This window comes from uncultured Bradyrhizobium sp., from assembly GCF_964252615.1.
In the GTDB taxonomy this organism is placed as follows: domain Bacteria; phylum Pseudomonadota; class Alphaproteobacteria; order Rhizobiales; family Xanthobacteraceae; genus Bradyrhizobium.
Genome location: NZ_CAXUNQ010000001.1, coordinates 64,546 through 80,887, shown reverse-complemented (window position 1 = coordinate 80,887; position 16,342 = coordinate 64,546). Strand labels below are relative to the sequence as shown.

The following is a 16,342-nucleotide window of genomic DNA, read 5'->3' as shown; positions in this document are numbered from 1 at the left end:
GTGCCACGCATGCGCCCATACCCCACCGGGCCTTGATCTTGCTCAGTTCATGCCGTTACTAGCTCCCGAATGACGGCGCGATGACAGCGCTATGCGCGCCGGGAGCGAACCATGGGACCCCTGCAGGGCGTCAAGATTATCGACCTGACGACGGTGCTGATGGGGCCGTATGCGACCCAGACGCTCGGCGACTACGGCGCCGACGTCATCAAGATCGAAACCTTCGACGGCGATGTGACGCGGCTGATCGGGCCGACGCGGCATCCCGGCATGGGGCCGGTGTTTCTCAATACCAATCGCAGCAAGCGCAGCATCTGCCTCGATCTGAAGAAGGATGCCGGGCGGGACGCGCTACTGCGCCTGATCGCCGCCTCGGACGTCCTAGTCTACAACGTCCGCCCGCAGGCGATGGAGCGCTTGCGCCTCGGCTACGGGGTGGTTGCAGCCGTCAATCCGCGCCTGATCTACGCCGGCGTGTTTGGTTTCGGCCAGGACGGGCCGTATGCGGCAAAGCCCGCTTATGACGATCTGATCCAGGGCGCCACCGCGCTGCCCGCGCTGATGGCGCAGACCGGCGACGGCGTCCCGCGCTATGTTCCCAACGCGCTGGTCGATCGCATCGTCGGCCTCACCGCGGTCGGCGCGATCTGCGCCAGCCTGGTGCATCGCGATCGCACCGGGCGCGGCCAGCGGCTGGATATCCCGATGTTCGAAACCATGGCGGGGTTTGTGATGGGCGATCACATGGGAGGCCTTACGTATGAACCGCCGCTCGACAGGGGCGGCTATGCCCGGCATCTGTCGCGCGACCGGCGGCCCTACAAGACGTCCGACGGCTATATTTGCGTGATCGTCTACAACGACAAGCAGTGGGAGAATTTCTTCCGCGCCACCGGCCGCGACGATCTGCGCGGCGATCCGAAATTCGCGACCTTCGCCGGGCGCGCCGTCAACATCGACACGGTGTATGCGGAACTGGCCCGCATCTTCCAAAGCCGCACCACCGCGGAGTGGTCCGATCTGCTGAGCAGGGCCGATGTGCCGGTCATGCCGATGCACGATCTGGAAAGCATGCTGCAGGACCCGCATCTAGTGGCGACGAAATTCTTTCCGGTGGTCGATCATCCGACCGAAGGCGCGATCCGCACCATGAAGGTATCGGCAACCTGGTCGGATACTCCCGCGGAGCCGGCGCGGCTGGCGCCGCGTCTCGGCGAGCACGGCGAAAAGATCCTGGGGGAGGTCGGGTTTTCCGCGGACGAGATCGCGGCGTTGGTGCGCGACGGCGTGACTAAAACCGCAAGCCTGCAGGATTGACCGATGGACTTTGCGCTCACTCCCGACCAGGAATCGATCCGCGACGCGATTGTGAGAATCTGCGCCGGGTTCGACGACGCCTACTGGCTGAGGAAGGACAAGGAGGGCGGCTTTCCCGGCGACTTTCACAAGGCGCTGGCGGATGCCGGCTGGCTCGGCATCTGCATTCCGGAGAGCCATGGCGGCTCCGGCCTCGGCATCGTCGAGGCGGCGATCATGATGCGGACCATCGCGGAGTCCGGCGCCGGGATGTCGGGCGCCTCGGCGGTGCATATGAACGTGTTCGGGCTCAATCCCGTCGTGGTGTTCGGCAATGAGGAACAGTGCGAGCGGATGCTGCCACCGATCGTGTCGGGCGCGGAGCGGGCCTGCTTCGCCGTCACCGAGCCCAATACCGGGCTCAACACCACGCAGTTGAAAACCCGCGCCGTGCGCAGCGGCGACAAATACGTCGTCAATGGCCAGAAGGTGTGGATTTCCACCGCGCAGGTGGCCGAAAAGATCCTGCTGCTGGCGCGCACCACGCCGCTGGAAGAGGTGAAGAAACCCACCCACGGCCTCAGCCTGTTCTACACCGATCTCGACCGCAGCCGCATCGCCGTGCACGAGATCGAGAAGATGGGCCGCAAGGCGGTGGATTCCAACGAGCTGTTCATCGCCGATTTCGAGATTCCGGTCCGGGACCGTATCGGCGAAGAGGGCCGCGGCTTCGAATACATCTTGCACGGCATGAATCCCGAACGCATCCTGATCGCCGCCGAAGGGGTGGGCCTCGGCCAGTTGGCGCTGTCGCGCGCCGCCGCCTACGCAAAAACCCGCATCGTGTTCAATCGGCCGATCGGCAAGAACCAGGCGATCCAGCATCCGCTGGCGAAGAACTGGATGGAGCTGGAAGCGGCGTGGCTGATGACGCTGTCGGCGGGCTGGCAGTACGACCAGGGCCTGCCGTGCGGGCCGGCGGCCAACGCCGCCAAATATCTCGCGGGCGAGGCGAGTTTTAAGGCCTGCGAGCAGGCGGTGATGACCCATGGCGGTTTCGGCTACGCCAGGGAATACCATGTCGAGCGCTATCTGCGCGAATCGCTGATCCCGCGCATCGCCCCGATCAGTCCGCAACTGATCTTGAGTTTTATTGCCGAGAAGGTTCTCGGCCTGCCGAAGTCGTATTAGCGGAGCTCATCAAGATGATGCGGAAAACGGCCTTTAGACCGTCATTCCGGGGCGCGCGAAGCGCGAGCCCTGAATCCATAACCGCTGCCGGGAGTAGGGACACCAGGCCTGCGCCAACAGGTGCATCCGGGAATGACAACCTTGAAATTGAGCGCCGACGTGCAGTTCCACTGCCATGAGTTTCGTCACCGGCGTAGGCCTTACGGCATTCGGCAGGCATGACGGCTCCTCGACGTTGGACCTGATGAGCAAGGCCGCGGCGCAGGCCATCGCCGATGCCGGGCTGACGCGCGGCGAGATCGACGGCGTGCTGTGCGGCTATTCGACCGTGCAGCCGCATATCATGCTGGCGACCGTGTTCGCCGAGCATTTCGGCATCAAGCCGTCTTACGCCCACGCCGTGCAGGTCGGCGGCGCCACCGGTCTGGCGATGACCATGCTGGCGCATCATCTGGTCGAAGCAGGCGTGGCGCGGCATGTGCTGGTGGTCGGCGGCGAGAACCGTCTCACCGGGCAAAGCCGCGACGCCGCGATCCAGGCGCTGGCGCAGGTCGGCCATCCCGCTTACGAGGTGCCGCTGGGGCCGACCATCCCGGCCTATTACGGCCTCGTCGCGTCGCGCTACATGCATGAATACGGCGTGACCGAGCCCGACCTTGCCGAATTCGCGGTGCTGATGCGCGACCATGCGGCGGACCATCCCGGCGCACAATTCCGCGACAGGATCACGGTCGCCGACGTGATGAACTCCAAGCCGGTGGCGCTGCCGCTGAAGCTTTTGGATTGCTGTCCGGTGTCGGACGGCGGCGCGGCGTTCGTGATCAGCCGCGATGCTACGTCAGCCATCGCGGTGCGCGTACGCGGCTGCGCGCAGGCCCACACCCATCAGCACGCGACCATGGTCCCGGAATTCAGCGCGATGGGCGCGGCGATATCGCTCGAGCGTGCCAAGGCCGCTTCTGGCATCGGGATCGGCGACGTGCGGTACGCCGGCATTTACGACAGCTTCACCATCACGCTGGCGATGCTGCTGGAAGAACTGGGCCTGGCCGGCCGCGGCGAAGCGGCGGCGCGGGTGCGATCGGGATATTTCGGCTGCCGCGGCGCGATGCCGTTGAACACCCATGGCGGGCTTCTCAGCTACGGTCATTGCGGTGTCGGCGGCGCCATGGCGCACCTGGTGGAAACCCAGTTGCAGATGACCGGCCGCGCCGGCAATCGCGGGGTGCGCGACGCCTCGATCGCGCTGCTGCACGGCGATGGCGGCGTGCTGTCGTCCCATGTCAGCATGTTTCTGGAGCGGGTGCGATGACGCAGGCGCGGCAAACGATCGACGACTGGACCGCGGGCGCCGAAGCCATCGTCTATCAGTGCTGCGCGGCCTGCGACGCAAGGCAGTATTTTCGCCGCAGCTTTTGCGCCGCGTGCGGCGCGCCGGACCCGCAAGACAAGCGCGCCGCCGGCGCGGGCATCGTCTATGCCGCGTCCCTGGTGGTCCGCGCCGCGACGCCGGAGGCGCGTGCGCACGTGCCCTACAACATCGTTCTGGTCGACGCCGCCGAAGGCTTTCGCATGATGGCGCACGGCGACGGCGATCTTGAAATCGGCGACCAAGTAACGGCGCAATATCGGTACTTCGCCGGCCGCCTCGTTCCCCACTTTGCAAGGATCAAACCATGAGTCGTTTGAGAGCCGCCCTCGATCCGAAATCCGTCGCCGTGATCGGCGCCTCGGAAAATCCCAACAAGGTCGGCGGCCGGCCGGTGCACTATCTGGATAAGTTCGGTTTCAAGGGCAGGATTTTTCCCATCAATCCGTCGCGGGGGGAAGTGCAGGGCCACAAATGTTACCCGAGCCTCGCCGACCTGCCGGAAACCCCGGAGATGGTGATTGTCGCCGTGGCCGGCGACAGCGCCATCGGCGCGGTGGAGGACTGCGCCGCCCACGGCGTCAAAATCGCGGTGGTGATGGCATCCGGTTTTGGCGAGGTTGACGCGGTCGCGGGCAAGGCGAAAGAGCGGCGCATGGTGGAGGCCGCGCACAAGACCGGGATGCGCATCGTCGGGCCGAATTCACAAGGGCTGGCAAATTTCGGCACCGGCGCGATCGCCAGCTTCTCCACCATGTTCATGGACATGGATCGCGCGAGGGGCCACGTCGCGATGCTGAGCCAGAGCGGCGCGCTAAGTACGGTGCCGGTCGGATTCCTGCGCCAGCGCGGCATCGGCGTGCGCCATACCCACGCCACCGGCAACGACGCGGACATCACGGTCGGCGAACTCGCGGTCGCGGTTGCCGAAGATCCCGAGGTCAAGCTGCTGCTGCTCTATCTGGAGAGCATTCCGGAGAAGAAATACCTGGAGGAACTGGCCGCCGTCGCGCTCGGGCGCGACCTGCCGATTATCGCGCTGAAATCCGGCCGCTCCGAGGCCGGCCGGCAGGCGGCGCAGTCGCACACCGGCGCGCTCGCCAACGAGGACCGCGTGGTCGATGCATTTTTCGAACATCACGGCATCTGGCGCGCGCCGGATATGCGCGGCCTCGTGGAGGCGACCGAGCTTTATCTGAAAGGCTGGAAGCCGAACGGCCGGCGGCTGGTCGCGATCAGCAATTCCGGCGCGGTCTGCGTGATGACGGCCGACGCCGCCACCGCGGTCGGCATGCCGATGGCGAAACTGGCCGATGAGACCGACAAGAAGCTGAAGGAAATCTTGCCGAGCTTTGCGACCACGACCAATCCGATCGACTTGACGGCGGCGCTGTTGTCCAATAGCCGCCTGTTCGGTGATATCCTGCCGGTGATCGCCGAAGATCCGGCGGCCGACGCGTTTTTGATCGGCGTGCCGGTGGCCGGCCCCGGCTACGACGTCGAGGCCTTTGCGCGCGACGCCGCGGCGTTCGGCAGGCAGACCGGCAAGCCGCTGGTGATCGCGGCAACCCAGCGCAGCGTCGCGAATCAATTTTCCGCCGAGGGCTGCACGGTGTTTCCGACCGAAACCGAAGCGGTGACGGCGCTGCATCAGTTTCTCGCGCACCGCGAATTGATGGCGCGCACGCGTGCGCGCACGGCGGGGACTGCCCCGGCCTCGCCGCCGGTTTCATCCGCGGCCACTACCATGCTGAACGAAGCCGACAGCCTTGCGCTGCTCGCCGCGCGCGGCATTCCTGCAGTGCCGCATCGGTTGTGCCGGTCGCGGGCGGAAGCGGTGGCGGCATTTGAATCGATCGGCGGGCCGGTGGTGGTGAAGGGCTGTTCGGCCGATATCGCGCACAAGTCCGAGCTTGGGCTGGTGAAGCTCAATGTGCGCACCCGCGACGAGGCCGGCGAAGTCTGGGCGCAGATGGAAGGCATCATCCGCAAGCACGGCGCGCGGTTCGACGGCGTCATCATCGCCGCGATGGCGACCGGGCGGCGCGAAGTCATGATCGGCGCGCACCGGGATCCGGTGTTCGGCCCGGTGGTGGCGGTCGGCGATGGCGGCAAATATGTCGAGATTTTCCGCGACACCACGCTGCTGCTGCCGCCGTTTTCGATCGACGATGCGCAGCAAGCGCTCGGCCGATTGCGCATCGCGCCGCTATTCGCCGGCGTGCGCGGCGAGCCGCCGATGGATGTCGAGGCGCTTTGTGAAGCGGTGGTCAAGATCGGCGAACTGATGCTGGATCCGGCCGCGAAGGTGGTAAGCCTCGACCTCAATCCGGTACTGCTGGATAGCGCCGGCAAGGGCTGCGTCGTCGTCGATGCGGTGGTGTTCCAAGGGTGAGCGCGGCGTGCCCGCGCAGCCTCGTCATCCCCGCGAAGGCGGGGGATCCATAAATAATCACCGTCGCTGATAAGACTCGAGGCGGTCACCGGGAGATTGGTCGGCTATGAGTCCCCGCCTGCGCGGGGACGACACTCACATGTTCGATACGATGCACCTGTCAGACGGCCATCCTGCTCAATTTCCAAGGCGAGCTTGATCCGACGCCTGCCTCCGGGCATGATCGCCGCGCTCGGAATGAGAATGGACTTCGACCGATGAGAAGACCGGTGGTCGGCGTGATCGGAAACGCGCATCGCGTCGAAAACCGGTTCGCCGTGCAGATGGTGGGGGAGCGAAACCTCCGCGCCGTGGCCGACGTTTCCGGCGCGTTGCCGCTGATGTTCGCCGCCGCGCCTGAAATCACCGAACTCGGGGCGCTGCTGGATATCGTCGATGGCATCGTGCTGACCGGCGCCCGTGCCAATGTGCACCCGGCCCGGTTTGGTACTGAACCGCACCCCAGGCACGAGCCTTACGATATTCCGCGCGACGATCTGGCGCTGTCGCTGACCGAGGCCTGCGTCGCACGCGGCGTGCCGCTGTTCGGCATTTGCCGTGGACTACAGGAGATGAACGTCGCCTTCGGCGGCTCGCTGCATCCGGAGATCCGTGAACTGCCCGGACGGATGAACCACCGCATGCCGAGGCTGGAGAACGGCGAGATTCATCCCGACCACGAGGTCATTTTTGCCGACCGCCACGAGGTCACGCTGGTTCCCGGCGGCGCTTTCGCAACGCTGCTCGGCTGCCAGACCATCCGCGTCAATTCGCTGCATGGCCAGGGCATTCTCGAACCCGGCAAGCGCATCGTAGTCGAAGGCGTCGCCGAAGACGGCACCATCGAGGCGATCCGGATTGCCGACGCGCCGGGCTTTGCGCTGGGGGTGCAGTGGCATGCCGAGTACGATCCGCAACGCAATCCGATCAATCGCAAGCTGTTTCAGGCATTCGGGACCGCGCTGGGTGCATATCGGCGGCCACGAACGGGATGAGGCCAAGTATCGCGCGCATCGATTATTCAGAGCCGGCAAAGTCTGCCGTCATTGCCGGGTTTGACCCCGCAATCCATTCCGCTCCGAGACGATTCCTGCAAGATGGATGAATACGCGGGTCAAGCCCGCGTATGACGAAACGGGTCGTGTGCGCACATCTCGGCTGTCATTGCCCGCGCCTAAGGCTCTTGCACCTGTCCAGGCGATGGCACGGCACGCCGCACCAACATCAACGCCATGAGGACCGTCGGCACCAGGATCGCAAAGCCGAGAGCGGTGATCTGCAACTGGGACAGCGGCATGATGCCGCCGCCGGGCGTCGCCACCACGAAGCCGCCGAGTACCAGCAGCACGCGCAGCGGCCATTCCATCGCGCCGGCGCGGCGGAGATCGCCGACGCCGGCCTGGTAGCCCTGGATGCCGCCGCAAATGAACAGCGTGCCGAACGCGGCCAGCGCCATCAGCCCGAGCGCTGCGACATACGGGCTGTCGCCCTGCAGCACCAGCGCCGGGTTCAGCACGAAGAAAAATGGAATGAAATAGATGATGCTGCCGACCCACATCGATTCCCAGCCGGTCTTCATCGCCGGCGAACCGGCGATGCCGGCCGCGGCAAAGGAGGCGATGGCGACCGGCGGCGTGATCGACGACAGCATGCCCCAGTAGAAGATGAACATGTGCACCGCCATCCGGTTCAGCCCGAGCTTTTCCAGCGCCGGGGCCACCAGAATAGCGAGGAAGATGTAGCAGGCCGTGGTGGTGAGCCCGAGGCCGAGCACGAGGCTGGTGAAGGCGCACATGCCGAGCAGCAGGAACGCGTTGTCGCCGGCGATGCGCAGCAGATCGTTGGCAAGGCTGGATACCACGCCGGTCATCGAGAATGCGCCGATCAAAAGCCCGCAGCCGGCGAGAATGCCGACCAGTTCGACAAAGGTGCGGCCGTTGACCTCGAGGAACTTGTTGATGGTGGCCGGCGTCCAGCGGGTGTCGTTGGAGAAGGTCTGATTCAGCACCAGCAGCAGCGCGGTGGCGTAGAACGGCGCGTGGCTCTCGCGCTTGAAATACAGCAGCATCACAATCAGCAGCGCGATCACGAAGATATAGTACCAGCCGTCCTTGATGGTATCCCATATTTTCGGAAGCTCGGAACGTGGAATGCCGAGCAGACGGTGACGCCCGGCATACGCGTCCACCTGCATGAACAGGCCGATATAATACAAAGCGGCGGGAATGATCGCCGCAACCGCGACCTCGGCGTAGCTCACATTGAGGAACTGGGCGATCACGAAGGCGGTGGCGCCCATCACCGGCGGCGCCAGCACCGCGCCGGTGGAGGCGCAGGCTTCGATCGCCGCGGCATAGGATGCGCGAAAACCGCTCTTCTTCATGACGGGAATGGTCATGGTGCCGGCAGTTAGCACGTTGGAAATGATCGAGCCCGACATCATGCCGAGCAGGCCGCTGGCAAAGATGCAGACCTTCGCGGCGCCGCCACGAAACGTTCCGCACAGCGCGAACGCGATGTTGATGAAGAATTTGCCGGCGCCGGTCATCATCAGCGCGGTGCCGAACACCAGAAAGCCGATCACGGTGTCGGCGAAGGCCTGAATCGGAATGCCAAGCAGGCTCTCGCCCGACAGTACGTGGTAGGAGGCGGCCTGCTCCAGCGTCGACTGCGTTCCGCGAAATGGACCGAGCCACCGGGCGTCCGCGAACAGCGGGTACACCGTGAATGGAAATACGCTGAGCAGCAGGCTCCAGCCGCCGGTGCGGCGCAACGCCTCCATCAGCACGAACCACATGATCAGGCCGGCGACGACCACGGTGGTCGGCGCGCCGCCGAACTCCCAGCCCGCCTCCGCTGCTTTGCGGACCGACCGCATCAGCATGATAGCCGAGCCGAAGGTCAGGACGAACAACAGGATGTCGTACCAGGGAACGCGATCCAGCGGCGACTTTTCCGAGTTCGGAAAAATCAGGAAGGTGAACGGCAGCATCAGCGCGATCAGCAGATAGAAATATTCGGTATTGAGCTGGGTATATCCGACGAAAAACCGCAGCGAGAATTGCTGGTTGATGCACAGAACGATGGTCGCGGCGGTGGCGGCGATCAACGCCCGGCGCCAGCCGCCGGATAGCGTGCGCACGCGTGAAACCTCGGCCTCCTGCAGGCCGCCGATGCCGGCATGCGGATCGTCGAACTCGATGCGTTTCGCGCCCGCGGCGGATGCCGCCGCCGGCACTTTCTGATCGGCGGATGATGAGGCGGACGGCATAGGTAATCCTCTGCGTTCTCGTCACCTCTCCCCGCAAAGCGGGAAGAGCGAGAAGATGGCCTATTCCTCGAACCCGTTCGGCATATTGGCTTTCGTCAGCGCAGCCGCGCGCGCGACCATCCAGCCGTCCAGGAACGCCTTGTCATCCGGTGGCGGACCGGATTTGCCGTAATCGGCCCATGCGGCGGAAAGGACGCCCTGGCGCTTGAGGAGGCCGTCATTATGCGCCTGATCGCCGTCGGTCCAGTTGCCGGCTTCTTTCAAGGCCTTGACCGCGCCGGGGTGGAACGGCACCACCCATTTCATGGTCTGGCGCTTGGCGGCGAGGCCGCCCGCGCCGGGGGCGCTGTCCTTGTAAACGTCATAGTCCACAATCATCGCCCTGGTGATGGCGTAGACCAGATCGGCCGGCTGCGTGCCGTACACCACGAAGATCGGATACGGGTAGTTTCCGAGTTCGATCGGCTTTTCCGGGGAAATTCCGGCGCCGCAGGTTGCGACATGGCGGAAGAAGAACGATCCCACCTTCTGCACCCGTTCCCATCCGGCGGCGTCGTTATGGGGAAGCGGCGGCCAGATGATGCCGCGCGGCGAGGTTTCGGCTTCTTTCGCAGGTCCGGTAATGGTGGTTGCGAATGCAGCGTCGGTATCGTTGTTGATCAGGCCCTTCCACATCGCGCCATAGCTGGAAAATTCGACCGCCTTGACGTCGCTTTTCTTGAGGTCGCCGAAGGCGAGAATGGCGAGCGCATTCTGGTTGAGCGCCGGCGAGCCGACCACGAAGCCGACCCGCTTGCCGCGAAGCTGCTTGATCTCGGTCACGCCGGTGTCGCGCGCCACGCCGAGCGAACCGGCGTTGCAGTCGACCGACGACAGCATCAGTTGCAGCGGCTGCGGTCCCCATTCCTTTGCGCCGAATTCGAACACGCCCTCTTGTGCGAAATACGTGCCGGAGCCCATGGCCGACGACACCGCCCGGCCGGCGCGCAGGGGTGCGAGCCGGGCGACGTCGTTGCCGGCGGGAAGCACGCGGACATCCGTGCCGTATCTGTCCTTCATCATCTTGCCGACGGCGACGGCGATGTTGAAGCCGGCCGTGCCGGTGTCGTAGGCGGTAAATGTAAGTGTCGGCGGCAGTTTGATGTCTTGCGCGGATACCGCCATCACCGATGCGGCACTCAGCACGGCAACCGACACGAGCATGGCGATGCGATGAAACATGAATCCCTCCCGATAATCCGCTTTTGCGAACGGCATTTTGTTGCCCGGATCATGTCATCGCGAGCCGGCGATGGCAAACCGTCGCAGATCAGCCAATCGTTGCGGACAGATTGTCGCGGGTAGCCTCCGCGCGCACTGCAAGCCGAGCGCCGCAATCCAGAGGCCGCCAGTCCCGGAGTCCTCCCCACGCGGGCTCTCATGCATGCACATATGGTTGCAAGCTCCGATTTGATCGTAAGTCCACGCCGAAACTAGTTCCAGCCACACATTCGACCGTCATCCCGAGAGCCTGACCGAAAAAGCCGTCCATATTTCCTTGCTCTCGCCATCGGATTGAATGGTTTACTTTCGTCATGGCCGGGCTTCGTCCCGGCCATCCACGTCTTTCTTGCTTCAGCGCCTTTATGACGTGCATGCCCGGCACACGGCCGGGCATGACGAACCAGTGGCGACGCCTGATTTCATCGGTGCTTTTTCGGTCAGCCTCTGAGGAACTGCGCACCTTGCGCGGCGTCTCGAAGGATGGCCACAGGCGCGGTTGTGGCCATCCTTCGAGGCTCGCCGAAGACGGCGCGCACCTCCCGCGACAATGGCGTAGCCGTTGCGCGAGGATGACGGCGGTGTTTAAAAATGTGCGCATGCATTAGCGCGGAAGGCGGCACCCATAGCCTCCATCAGCAATGATCGGCAGCGGAGCAGCCGATTACGGAAGTGATTTGCGGCGTAACCAGAACCTGCCCCATCCCTCGCGGAGGACGGCTTGAATTTTTTGATCTGGGTTGCTTCGTCGCAAGTGCTCCTCGCAATGACGAGGACAGGCAATCTCACGTCTCGACGATCGCCAACACCTGTCCTTCGGCGACAACCTCATCGATCTGAACGAGAAACGCCTTGAGCTTTCCCGCAACAGGCGAGGCGACCGGGATTTCCATCTTCATCGCTTCGACGAATGCGATGTCCTCGCCACCGTTGACGCTGCTGCCGGCGGCCACGGGAAGCGCGCAGACGCGCCCCGCCACCTCGGTCACGATTCTGATCTCCGGCATTCCGTTCTCCGACGCGACCGTTTGACGGACTATGCCCCTCGCGAACGGCTTGCTGTTGTCGCGCCAGATTGCCTGAGGTAGCTTGTTCTGCAAGCGGAATTTTATTCCACAGTGCGGAATACATCATCCCGCGCAAAGCCGGTCGATGCGGACCGCTTGTCGCAACGATGCGTGCATTGAATGGCGGACATACGATGGGACGGCGCTCGGAACGGCTCAGCAAACAGGGAATGCTCGCCAGCGATCTTGCGGGGGAGGGCGATATCATTCAGGTGGTGTCGCGCGCCTTTGACGTGTTGCGCTGCTTCGAGGGCCATGAAGCGCGGCTCGGCAATCTGGAAATTTCCAACCGCTGCGGCCTGCCGCGATCCACCGTCTCCCGTCTCACCCACACCCTGACCCGGATGGGCCAATTGGTGTACCTGCCGCGCGACCAGAAATACCGCATCGGACCGAGTGCCGTGGCGATGAGCACATCGATGATGCGCGGCCTGCAACTGCGCAACCTGATCCGGTTGCGGCTGCAGGACGTCGCCGAGCGACTGCCGGGTACGGTCGGGTTCGTGATTCCGGATCGGTTTCATCTGGTCTATCTCGAATTCGGCCGCGCGGCGCGGGCGATCGGCCTGCAGTCGGCCACCGGCGACCGGATCGCCATGGCCAGCACCGCCGCCGGACATGCCTATACCGCGGCGCTCGACGTCGATGTCGGCAATGCTCTGCTGGCGGAAATGGCGCGCGAGACTCCGGAACAGGCCAAGATGCTGAGCGCGCGCATCGACGCCAACCGCCGTTTCCTGCGCGAGCACGGTTATGTGGTGGCCTGCGGACTGTGGAGCCCGCATATCAACGGCCTGGCGGTGCCGCTATGGTCGCCGCAGTACCGGACCTTCGTCGTCGTTACGATCGGGCTATTATCGGCGATGTACGACGAGAAGCGGCTGCACAAAGAAGTCGCGCCGGTACTGCTGGAATTGAGCACGGCGGTCGGCACCATGCTGGAAAATGCCGAGGGTGATCTCTTCCCCGGCTGCCTGCAGGACCAGCCGCTTCCGGCCGCCACCCGCGACACCAAAATCAAGACGGAGGATCCGCATGAACTGGAAGCCGGAACTCGACGATCTCGCCCGGCGCGAAGCATTCGCGCGCGAGATGGGAGGCGTTGACAAGGTCAAGCGGCAGCGCGATCAGGGCCGGCTCACCGTCCGCGAGCGCATCGACCAACTGGTCGATGCCAAAACCTTCCACGAGGTCGGCGCGATTTCCGGCAGCGCCGAATATGACGCACGTGGCGAACTCATCCATCTGACGCCGGCGAATTGCGTGTTCGGCCGCGGCAGGATCGATGGCCGCACCGTGGTCGTGGTCGGCGACGATTTTACGGTGCGGGGCGGTTCGGCCGATGCCTCGATTTCGGCAAAACCACTAATGGCCGAAGAAATGGCGCATGATTTCCGCCTTCCCATCGTCCGCATGATCGAAGGCTCCGGCGGCGGCGGTTCGGTCAAGACGATCGAGACCAAGGGTGCTGCCAATCTGCCCGGCGGCATCGGCGGCACGCGCTGGTACCGGTACACGACGGCGAACATGGCGCGCGTGCCGGTGGTGGGACTTGGGCTGGGCTCGGTCGCGGGACTGGGGGCGGCGCGGCTCGCCGCCAGCCATTTTTCGGTGATGACCAAGAGCTCTGCCATGTTCGTGGCCGGGCCACCGGTGGTCAAACGCCTCGGCCAGGATCTCACCAAGCAGGAACTCGGCGGCGCCGAGATCCAGACCCGCGCCGGCGGCGTCGATCATGCCGTCGATACCGAGGAGGAGGCGTTTGCCTGCGCCAGGCGTTTCCTGTCGTATCTTCCTTCATCCGTGTTCGAACTGCCGCCCACGCTTGCCTGCGACGACGATCCGGCGCGCGCCGAGGAATCGCTGATGAAAGCGGTGCCGCGCAACCGCCGCCAGGTCTACAAGATGCGTCCGATCATCGAGGCCGTGGTCGACAGCGGTTCGTTCTTCGAAATGGCTCGAAATTTCGGCCGCTCGATCATCGCGGGCTTCGCGCGGCTGGAGGGCCGCGCAGTGCTGTTGCTGGCCAGCGATCCCTATCACTACGGCGGCTCATGGACGGCGGAGGCGTGCCAGAAGGTGGTGCGGTTCGCCGATCTGGCGGAAACCTTCCACCTGCCGGTGGTCTATCTGATGGATTGCCCGGGATTCATGATCGGGCTTGAGGCGGAGAAGGCGGGCACCATCAAGCACGGCGTCCGCGCCATGGCCGCGGTCAACCAGACCACGGTGCCCTGGTGCACCATCATCGTGCGCAATTCCTTTGGCGTGGCCGGGGTGGTGCATCAGCCGGCCGACCGGTTTTCGATGCGCTATGCATGGCCGTCGGCCTATTGGGGGTCGCTGCCGCTGGAAGGCGGCATCGAGGCAGCCTACCGCGCCGACATCGACGCGTCCGACGACCCGCAGGCGAAACTGCAGGAGATCGAGGACCGCCTCAACAAACTGCGCTCGCCGTTCCGTTCGGCCGAACGGTTCTGGGTCGAGGAGATTATCGATCCGCGCAAGACGCGCTCGCTGTTGTGCGAATTCGCGCGGCTTGCCGAACCGCTGCGCACGCCGGGACTGGCGACCAACATGACGATCAGGCCGTAACCGCCGAGTCTCGCCCGGCAATGACGGCAGAGATGCGTGCGCACCGCAGGGCTCGACCCATCGCGGCGATGGGCAGCCCTGCTACAGTCCGTCATCCCCAACTTGCGGGAACAGCGGTTTACGCTATCGCTTCCTGTCGATAAATCCCTGCATCATCCGGCGCGGCTCATCGGTGAGGAAGGCGCGGCCGAATACGCCGATCGACAGATCGACGGATTGCTTCAGCGGCAACTCTTCCCATTGTTTCAGCAACGCTTTTTGCGCGCGCAGCGCCTCTGAACCGCATTCCAGCAGCATCGCCACGACCTTTTCGACTTCGGCGTCGAGTTGGCCGTGACACGCCACCGCATCGACCAGCCCCCACGCCAGCGCCGTCGGCGCGTCGATCGTCGCCGCCGTCATGACCAGCCAGCGGGCGCGGCCCCAGCCGATCAGCCGCGGCAGCAGCGCGGCGTGGATTACCGAGGGAATGCCGATCCTGACCTCGGGCATGGCGAATTTGGCGTCATGCGCCGCGACCCTGAAATCGCAGGCGGCGGCGAATTCGAGCCCGCCGCCGAGACACCAGCCCGGCATCCGCGCGATCACCGGCGCTGGAAACGCCCGCACGGCTTCGCAGAGGTCGCGCAGGCCAGTGATGAACCTTTCCGCCGAGGCCTGGTCGAGTTTCACCATCTCCTTGATGTCGGCTCCGCCGATCATGCTCTTCGCGCTTTGGCCGGCGATCACAAGTACGCGGATCGCCGCCTCGGCTGCCAGCGTTTCCAGCCCTTCGCGGACGCCGTTGATCGCGGCCGAACCGAGGATATTGAGCGAGCCGGCGTTGCAGATCGTCAGGCGGACCACGCCGCGTGGATCGCGCTCCACCCCGCAATAACGATTGAGCATATCCATGGTCGGTCTCGGGTCCGGCGTTGTACGATCCGGTATTCCCGGCCAAATCCGCGGCTTGTCAAGCGCCCTGACCCGGATCGTGCGCCGGCAGGATGACGCGCACCGCTTGCAGATAGGTGCATCTTTTCTGGCCGGCTTCCGTTATTATATGATTTCAAACATCCAATGGAACGCCGATGCGCTATTCGAAGGAACACAAGCTCGAAACCCATGCACGCATCGTGAAAAAGGCCTCGGTGCGGCTTCGCGAGAAGGGCGCGCACGGCATCGGCGTCGCCGACCTGATGAAGGACGCCGGGCTCACCCATGGCGGGTTCTACGCGCATTTCGATTCGCGGGAAGCGCTGGTGGTCGAGGCGTTTGCTTATGCGATGGACCGCTCGACCGAGCGCTGGCGCAAGCTGGTTGAACAGGCGCCGCCGGAAAAACGCCTGGAGACCATCGTGGAGTCCTACCTGACGCCGGTGCATCGCGACGATCCGGGCCATGGCTGCGCCATTCCGGCGCTGAGCGCGGAAATCGCCCGCGAAAGCCCGAAAACCCGGAAGGCGTTTGCGGCCAAACTGGACCAGATGATCGATATGATCGCCGAGCAGATCCCCGACCTGCCGCGCAAGGCCGCGCGACAACAGGCGATGGCGTCGCTGGCGACCATGATGGGTGCGCTGGTGCTGGCCCGTGTCGCCGGCAACGGCGCGTTTTCGGACGATATTTTAGGCGCGGGACGCGAGGCGGTGCTGGATCGGGCGGCGGCGACCAAGGCCGGTTTGGAGAAACCGGCGCGAAAGAAAATTGCTCACGACGCACGTTAGTGACATCAACCGCCAGTTGAGCCGGCTATACCGCTGGTCATGGGTCCGGAGATCGCGGCTGGTCCCCCCTCATTTTCGCAGTTCCCCCGCGCATAGAATCGCTTTTCAAATGCTCGAAACCCTGCAAGATGCCGCAAAATCGGTCTTGCAATA

The 16,342-nt window shown here is 64.4% G+C and carries 13 protein-coding genes; 9 read left to right on the top strand and 4 right to left on the bottom strand.

What is annotated here, in order from left to right:
* The first annotated feature begins 111 nt into the window (after positions 1–111).
* The 6 genes from ACFE72_RS00370 to ACFE72_RS00345 all read left to right on the top strand — a co-directional run bounded on the left by ACFE72_RS00370 (position 112) and on the right by ACFE72_RS00345 (position 7,285).
* Complete coding sequence (locus ACFE72_RS00370) at positions 112–1,317, top strand: CaiB/BaiF CoA transferase family protein (protein ID WP_375411058.1); 1,206 nt, start codon at positions 112–114, stop codon at positions 1,315–1,317.
* A gap of 3 nt (positions 1,318–1,320) precedes the next feature.
* Positions 1,321–2,487: an acyl-CoA dehydrogenase family protein gene (locus tag ACFE72_RS00365; protein WP_375411057.1), complete on the top strand. Its 1,167-nt coding sequence runs from the start codon at positions 1,321–1,323 to the stop codon at positions 2,485–2,487.
* Positions 2,488–2,662: 175 nt separating this feature from the next.
* Positions 2,663–3,799, top strand: a complete 1,137-nt coding sequence (locus ACFE72_RS00360; RefSeq protein WP_375411056.1) for a thiolase family protein — start codon at positions 2,663–2,665, stop codon at positions 3,797–3,799.
* Entirely contained in the window at positions 3,796–4,167 is a 372-nt protein-coding gene (locus ACFE72_RS00355) for a Zn-ribbon domain-containing OB-fold protein (RefSeq protein WP_375411055.1), read from the top strand. Before ACFE72_RS00360 ends, ACFE72_RS00355 begins: the two co-directional genes overlap by 4 nt.
* A complete protein-coding gene (locus ACFE72_RS00350; protein WP_375411054.1) occupies positions 4,164–6,251 on the top strand; it encodes an acetate--CoA ligase family protein in 2,088 nt (695 codons plus the stop codon). Before ACFE72_RS00355 ends, ACFE72_RS00350 begins: the two co-directional genes overlap by 4 nt.
* A 257-nt stretch (positions 6,252–6,508) precedes the next feature.
* Positions 6,509–7,285 carry a gamma-glutamyl-gamma-aminobutyrate hydrolase family protein gene (locus ACFE72_RS00345; RefSeq protein WP_375411053.1) on the top strand — a complete coding sequence of 259 codons (777 nt, stop codon included), beginning with the start codon at positions 6,509–6,511 and terminating at the stop codon, positions 7,283–7,285.
* A gap of 179 nt (positions 7,286–7,464) precedes the next feature.
* On the opposite strand, the gene ACFE72_RS00340 is transcribed toward ACFE72_RS00345, so the two are convergent.
* From ACFE72_RS00340 to ACFE72_RS00330, 3 genes are all read right to left on the bottom strand, one after another.
* Positions 7,465–9,561: a TRAP transporter permease gene (locus tag ACFE72_RS00340; protein WP_375411052.1), complete on the bottom strand. Its 2,097-nt coding sequence runs from the start codon at positions 9,559–9,561 to the stop codon at positions 7,465–7,467.
* Positions 9,562–9,621: 60 nt separating this feature from the next.
* A complete protein-coding gene (locus tag ACFE72_RS00335) occupies positions 9,622–10,782 on the bottom strand; it encodes a TAXI family TRAP transporter solute-binding subunit (RefSeq protein ID WP_375411051.1) in 1,161 nt (386 codons plus the stop codon).
* Positions 10,783–11,606: 824 nt separating this feature from the next.
* Positions 11,607–11,828: an acetyl-CoA carboxylase biotin carboxyl carrier protein subunit gene (locus ACFE72_RS00330; protein WP_375411050.1), complete on the bottom strand. Its 222-nt coding sequence runs from the start codon at positions 11,826–11,828 to the stop codon at positions 11,607–11,609.
* Between the two features lie 194 nt (positions 11,829–12,022).
* Between ACFE72_RS00330 and ACFE72_RS00325 the strand changes: the two genes are divergently transcribed.
* Both ACFE72_RS00325 and ACFE72_RS00320 read left to right on the top strand, forming a co-directional pair.
* Positions 12,023–12,994, top strand: coding sequence for an IclR family transcriptional regulator (locus ACFE72_RS00325; protein ID WP_375411049.1), 972 nt, complete (start codon positions 12,023–12,025; stop codon positions 12,992–12,994).
* Positions 12,924–14,483, top strand: a complete 1,560-nt coding sequence (locus tag ACFE72_RS00320) for an acyl-CoA carboxylase subunit beta (protein ID WP_375411048.1) — start codon at positions 12,924–12,926, stop codon at positions 14,481–14,483. Before ACFE72_RS00325 ends, ACFE72_RS00320 begins: the two co-directional genes overlap by 71 nt.
* Before the next feature lie 123 nt (positions 14,484–14,606).
* Here ACFE72_RS00320 and ACFE72_RS00315 read toward each other — a convergent pair whose 3' ends face one another.
* A complete protein-coding gene (locus ACFE72_RS00315; protein WP_375411047.1) occupies positions 14,607–15,377 on the bottom strand; it encodes an enoyl-CoA hydratase in 771 nt (256 codons plus the stop codon).
* A gap of 176 nt (positions 15,378–15,553) precedes the next feature.
* Here ACFE72_RS00315 and ACFE72_RS00310 point away from each other — a divergent pair, with 176 nt between their 5' ends.
* Positions 15,554–16,189, top strand: coding sequence for a TetR/AcrR family transcriptional regulator (locus ACFE72_RS00310; RefSeq protein WP_375411046.1), 636 nt, complete (start codon positions 15,554–15,556; stop codon positions 16,187–16,189).
* Positions 16,190–16,342: the final 153 nt, after the last annotated feature.

Coding starts and splice junctions, on each gene's coding strand:
- ACFE72_RS00360 (WP_375411056.1), top strand. CDS start 2,663: ATGAGTTTCGTCACCGGCGTAGGCCTTACGGCATTCGGCAGGCATGAC.
- ACFE72_RS00335 (WP_375411051.1), bottom strand. CDS start 10,782: ATGTTTCATCGCATCGCCATGCTCGTGTCGGTTGCCGTGCTGAGTGCC.
- ACFE72_RS00325 (WP_375411049.1), top strand. CDS start 12,023: ATGGGACGGCGCTCGGAACGGCTCAGCAAACAGGGAATGCTCGCCAGC.
- ACFE72_RS00315 (WP_375411047.1), bottom strand. CDS start 15,377: ATGGATATGCTCAATCGTTATTGCGGGGTGGAGCGCGATCCACGCGGC.
- ACFE72_RS00345 (WP_375411053.1), top strand. CDS start 6,509: ATGAGAAGACCGGTGGTCGGCGTGATCGGAAACGCGCATCGCGTCGAA.
- ACFE72_RS00310 (WP_375411046.1), top strand. CDS start 15,554: ATGCGCTATTCGAAGGAACACAAGCTCGAAACCCATGCACGCATCGTG.
- ACFE72_RS00330 (WP_375411050.1), bottom strand. CDS start 11,828: ATGCCGGAGATCAGAATCGTGACCGAGGTGGCGGGGCGCGTCTGCGCG.
- ACFE72_RS00370 (WP_375411058.1), top strand. CDS start 112: ATGGGACCCCTGCAGGGCGTCAAGATTATCGACCTGACGACGGTGCTG.
- ACFE72_RS00355 (WP_375411055.1), top strand. CDS start 3,796: ATGACGCAGGCGCGGCAAACGATCGACGACTGGACCGCGGGCGCCGAA.
- ACFE72_RS00365 (WP_375411057.1), top strand. CDS start 1,321: ATGGACTTTGCGCTCACTCCCGACCAGGAATCGATCCGCGACGCGATT.
- ACFE72_RS00340 (WP_375411052.1), bottom strand. CDS start 9,561: ATGCCGTCCGCCTCATCATCCGCCGATCAGAAAGTGCCGGCGGCGGCA.
- ACFE72_RS00350 (WP_375411054.1), top strand. CDS start 4,164: ATGAGTCGTTTGAGAGCCGCCCTCGATCCGAAATCCGTCGCCGTGATC.
- ACFE72_RS00320 (WP_375411048.1), top strand. CDS start 12,924: ATGAACTGGAAGCCGGAACTCGACGATCTCGCCCGGCGCGAAGCATTC.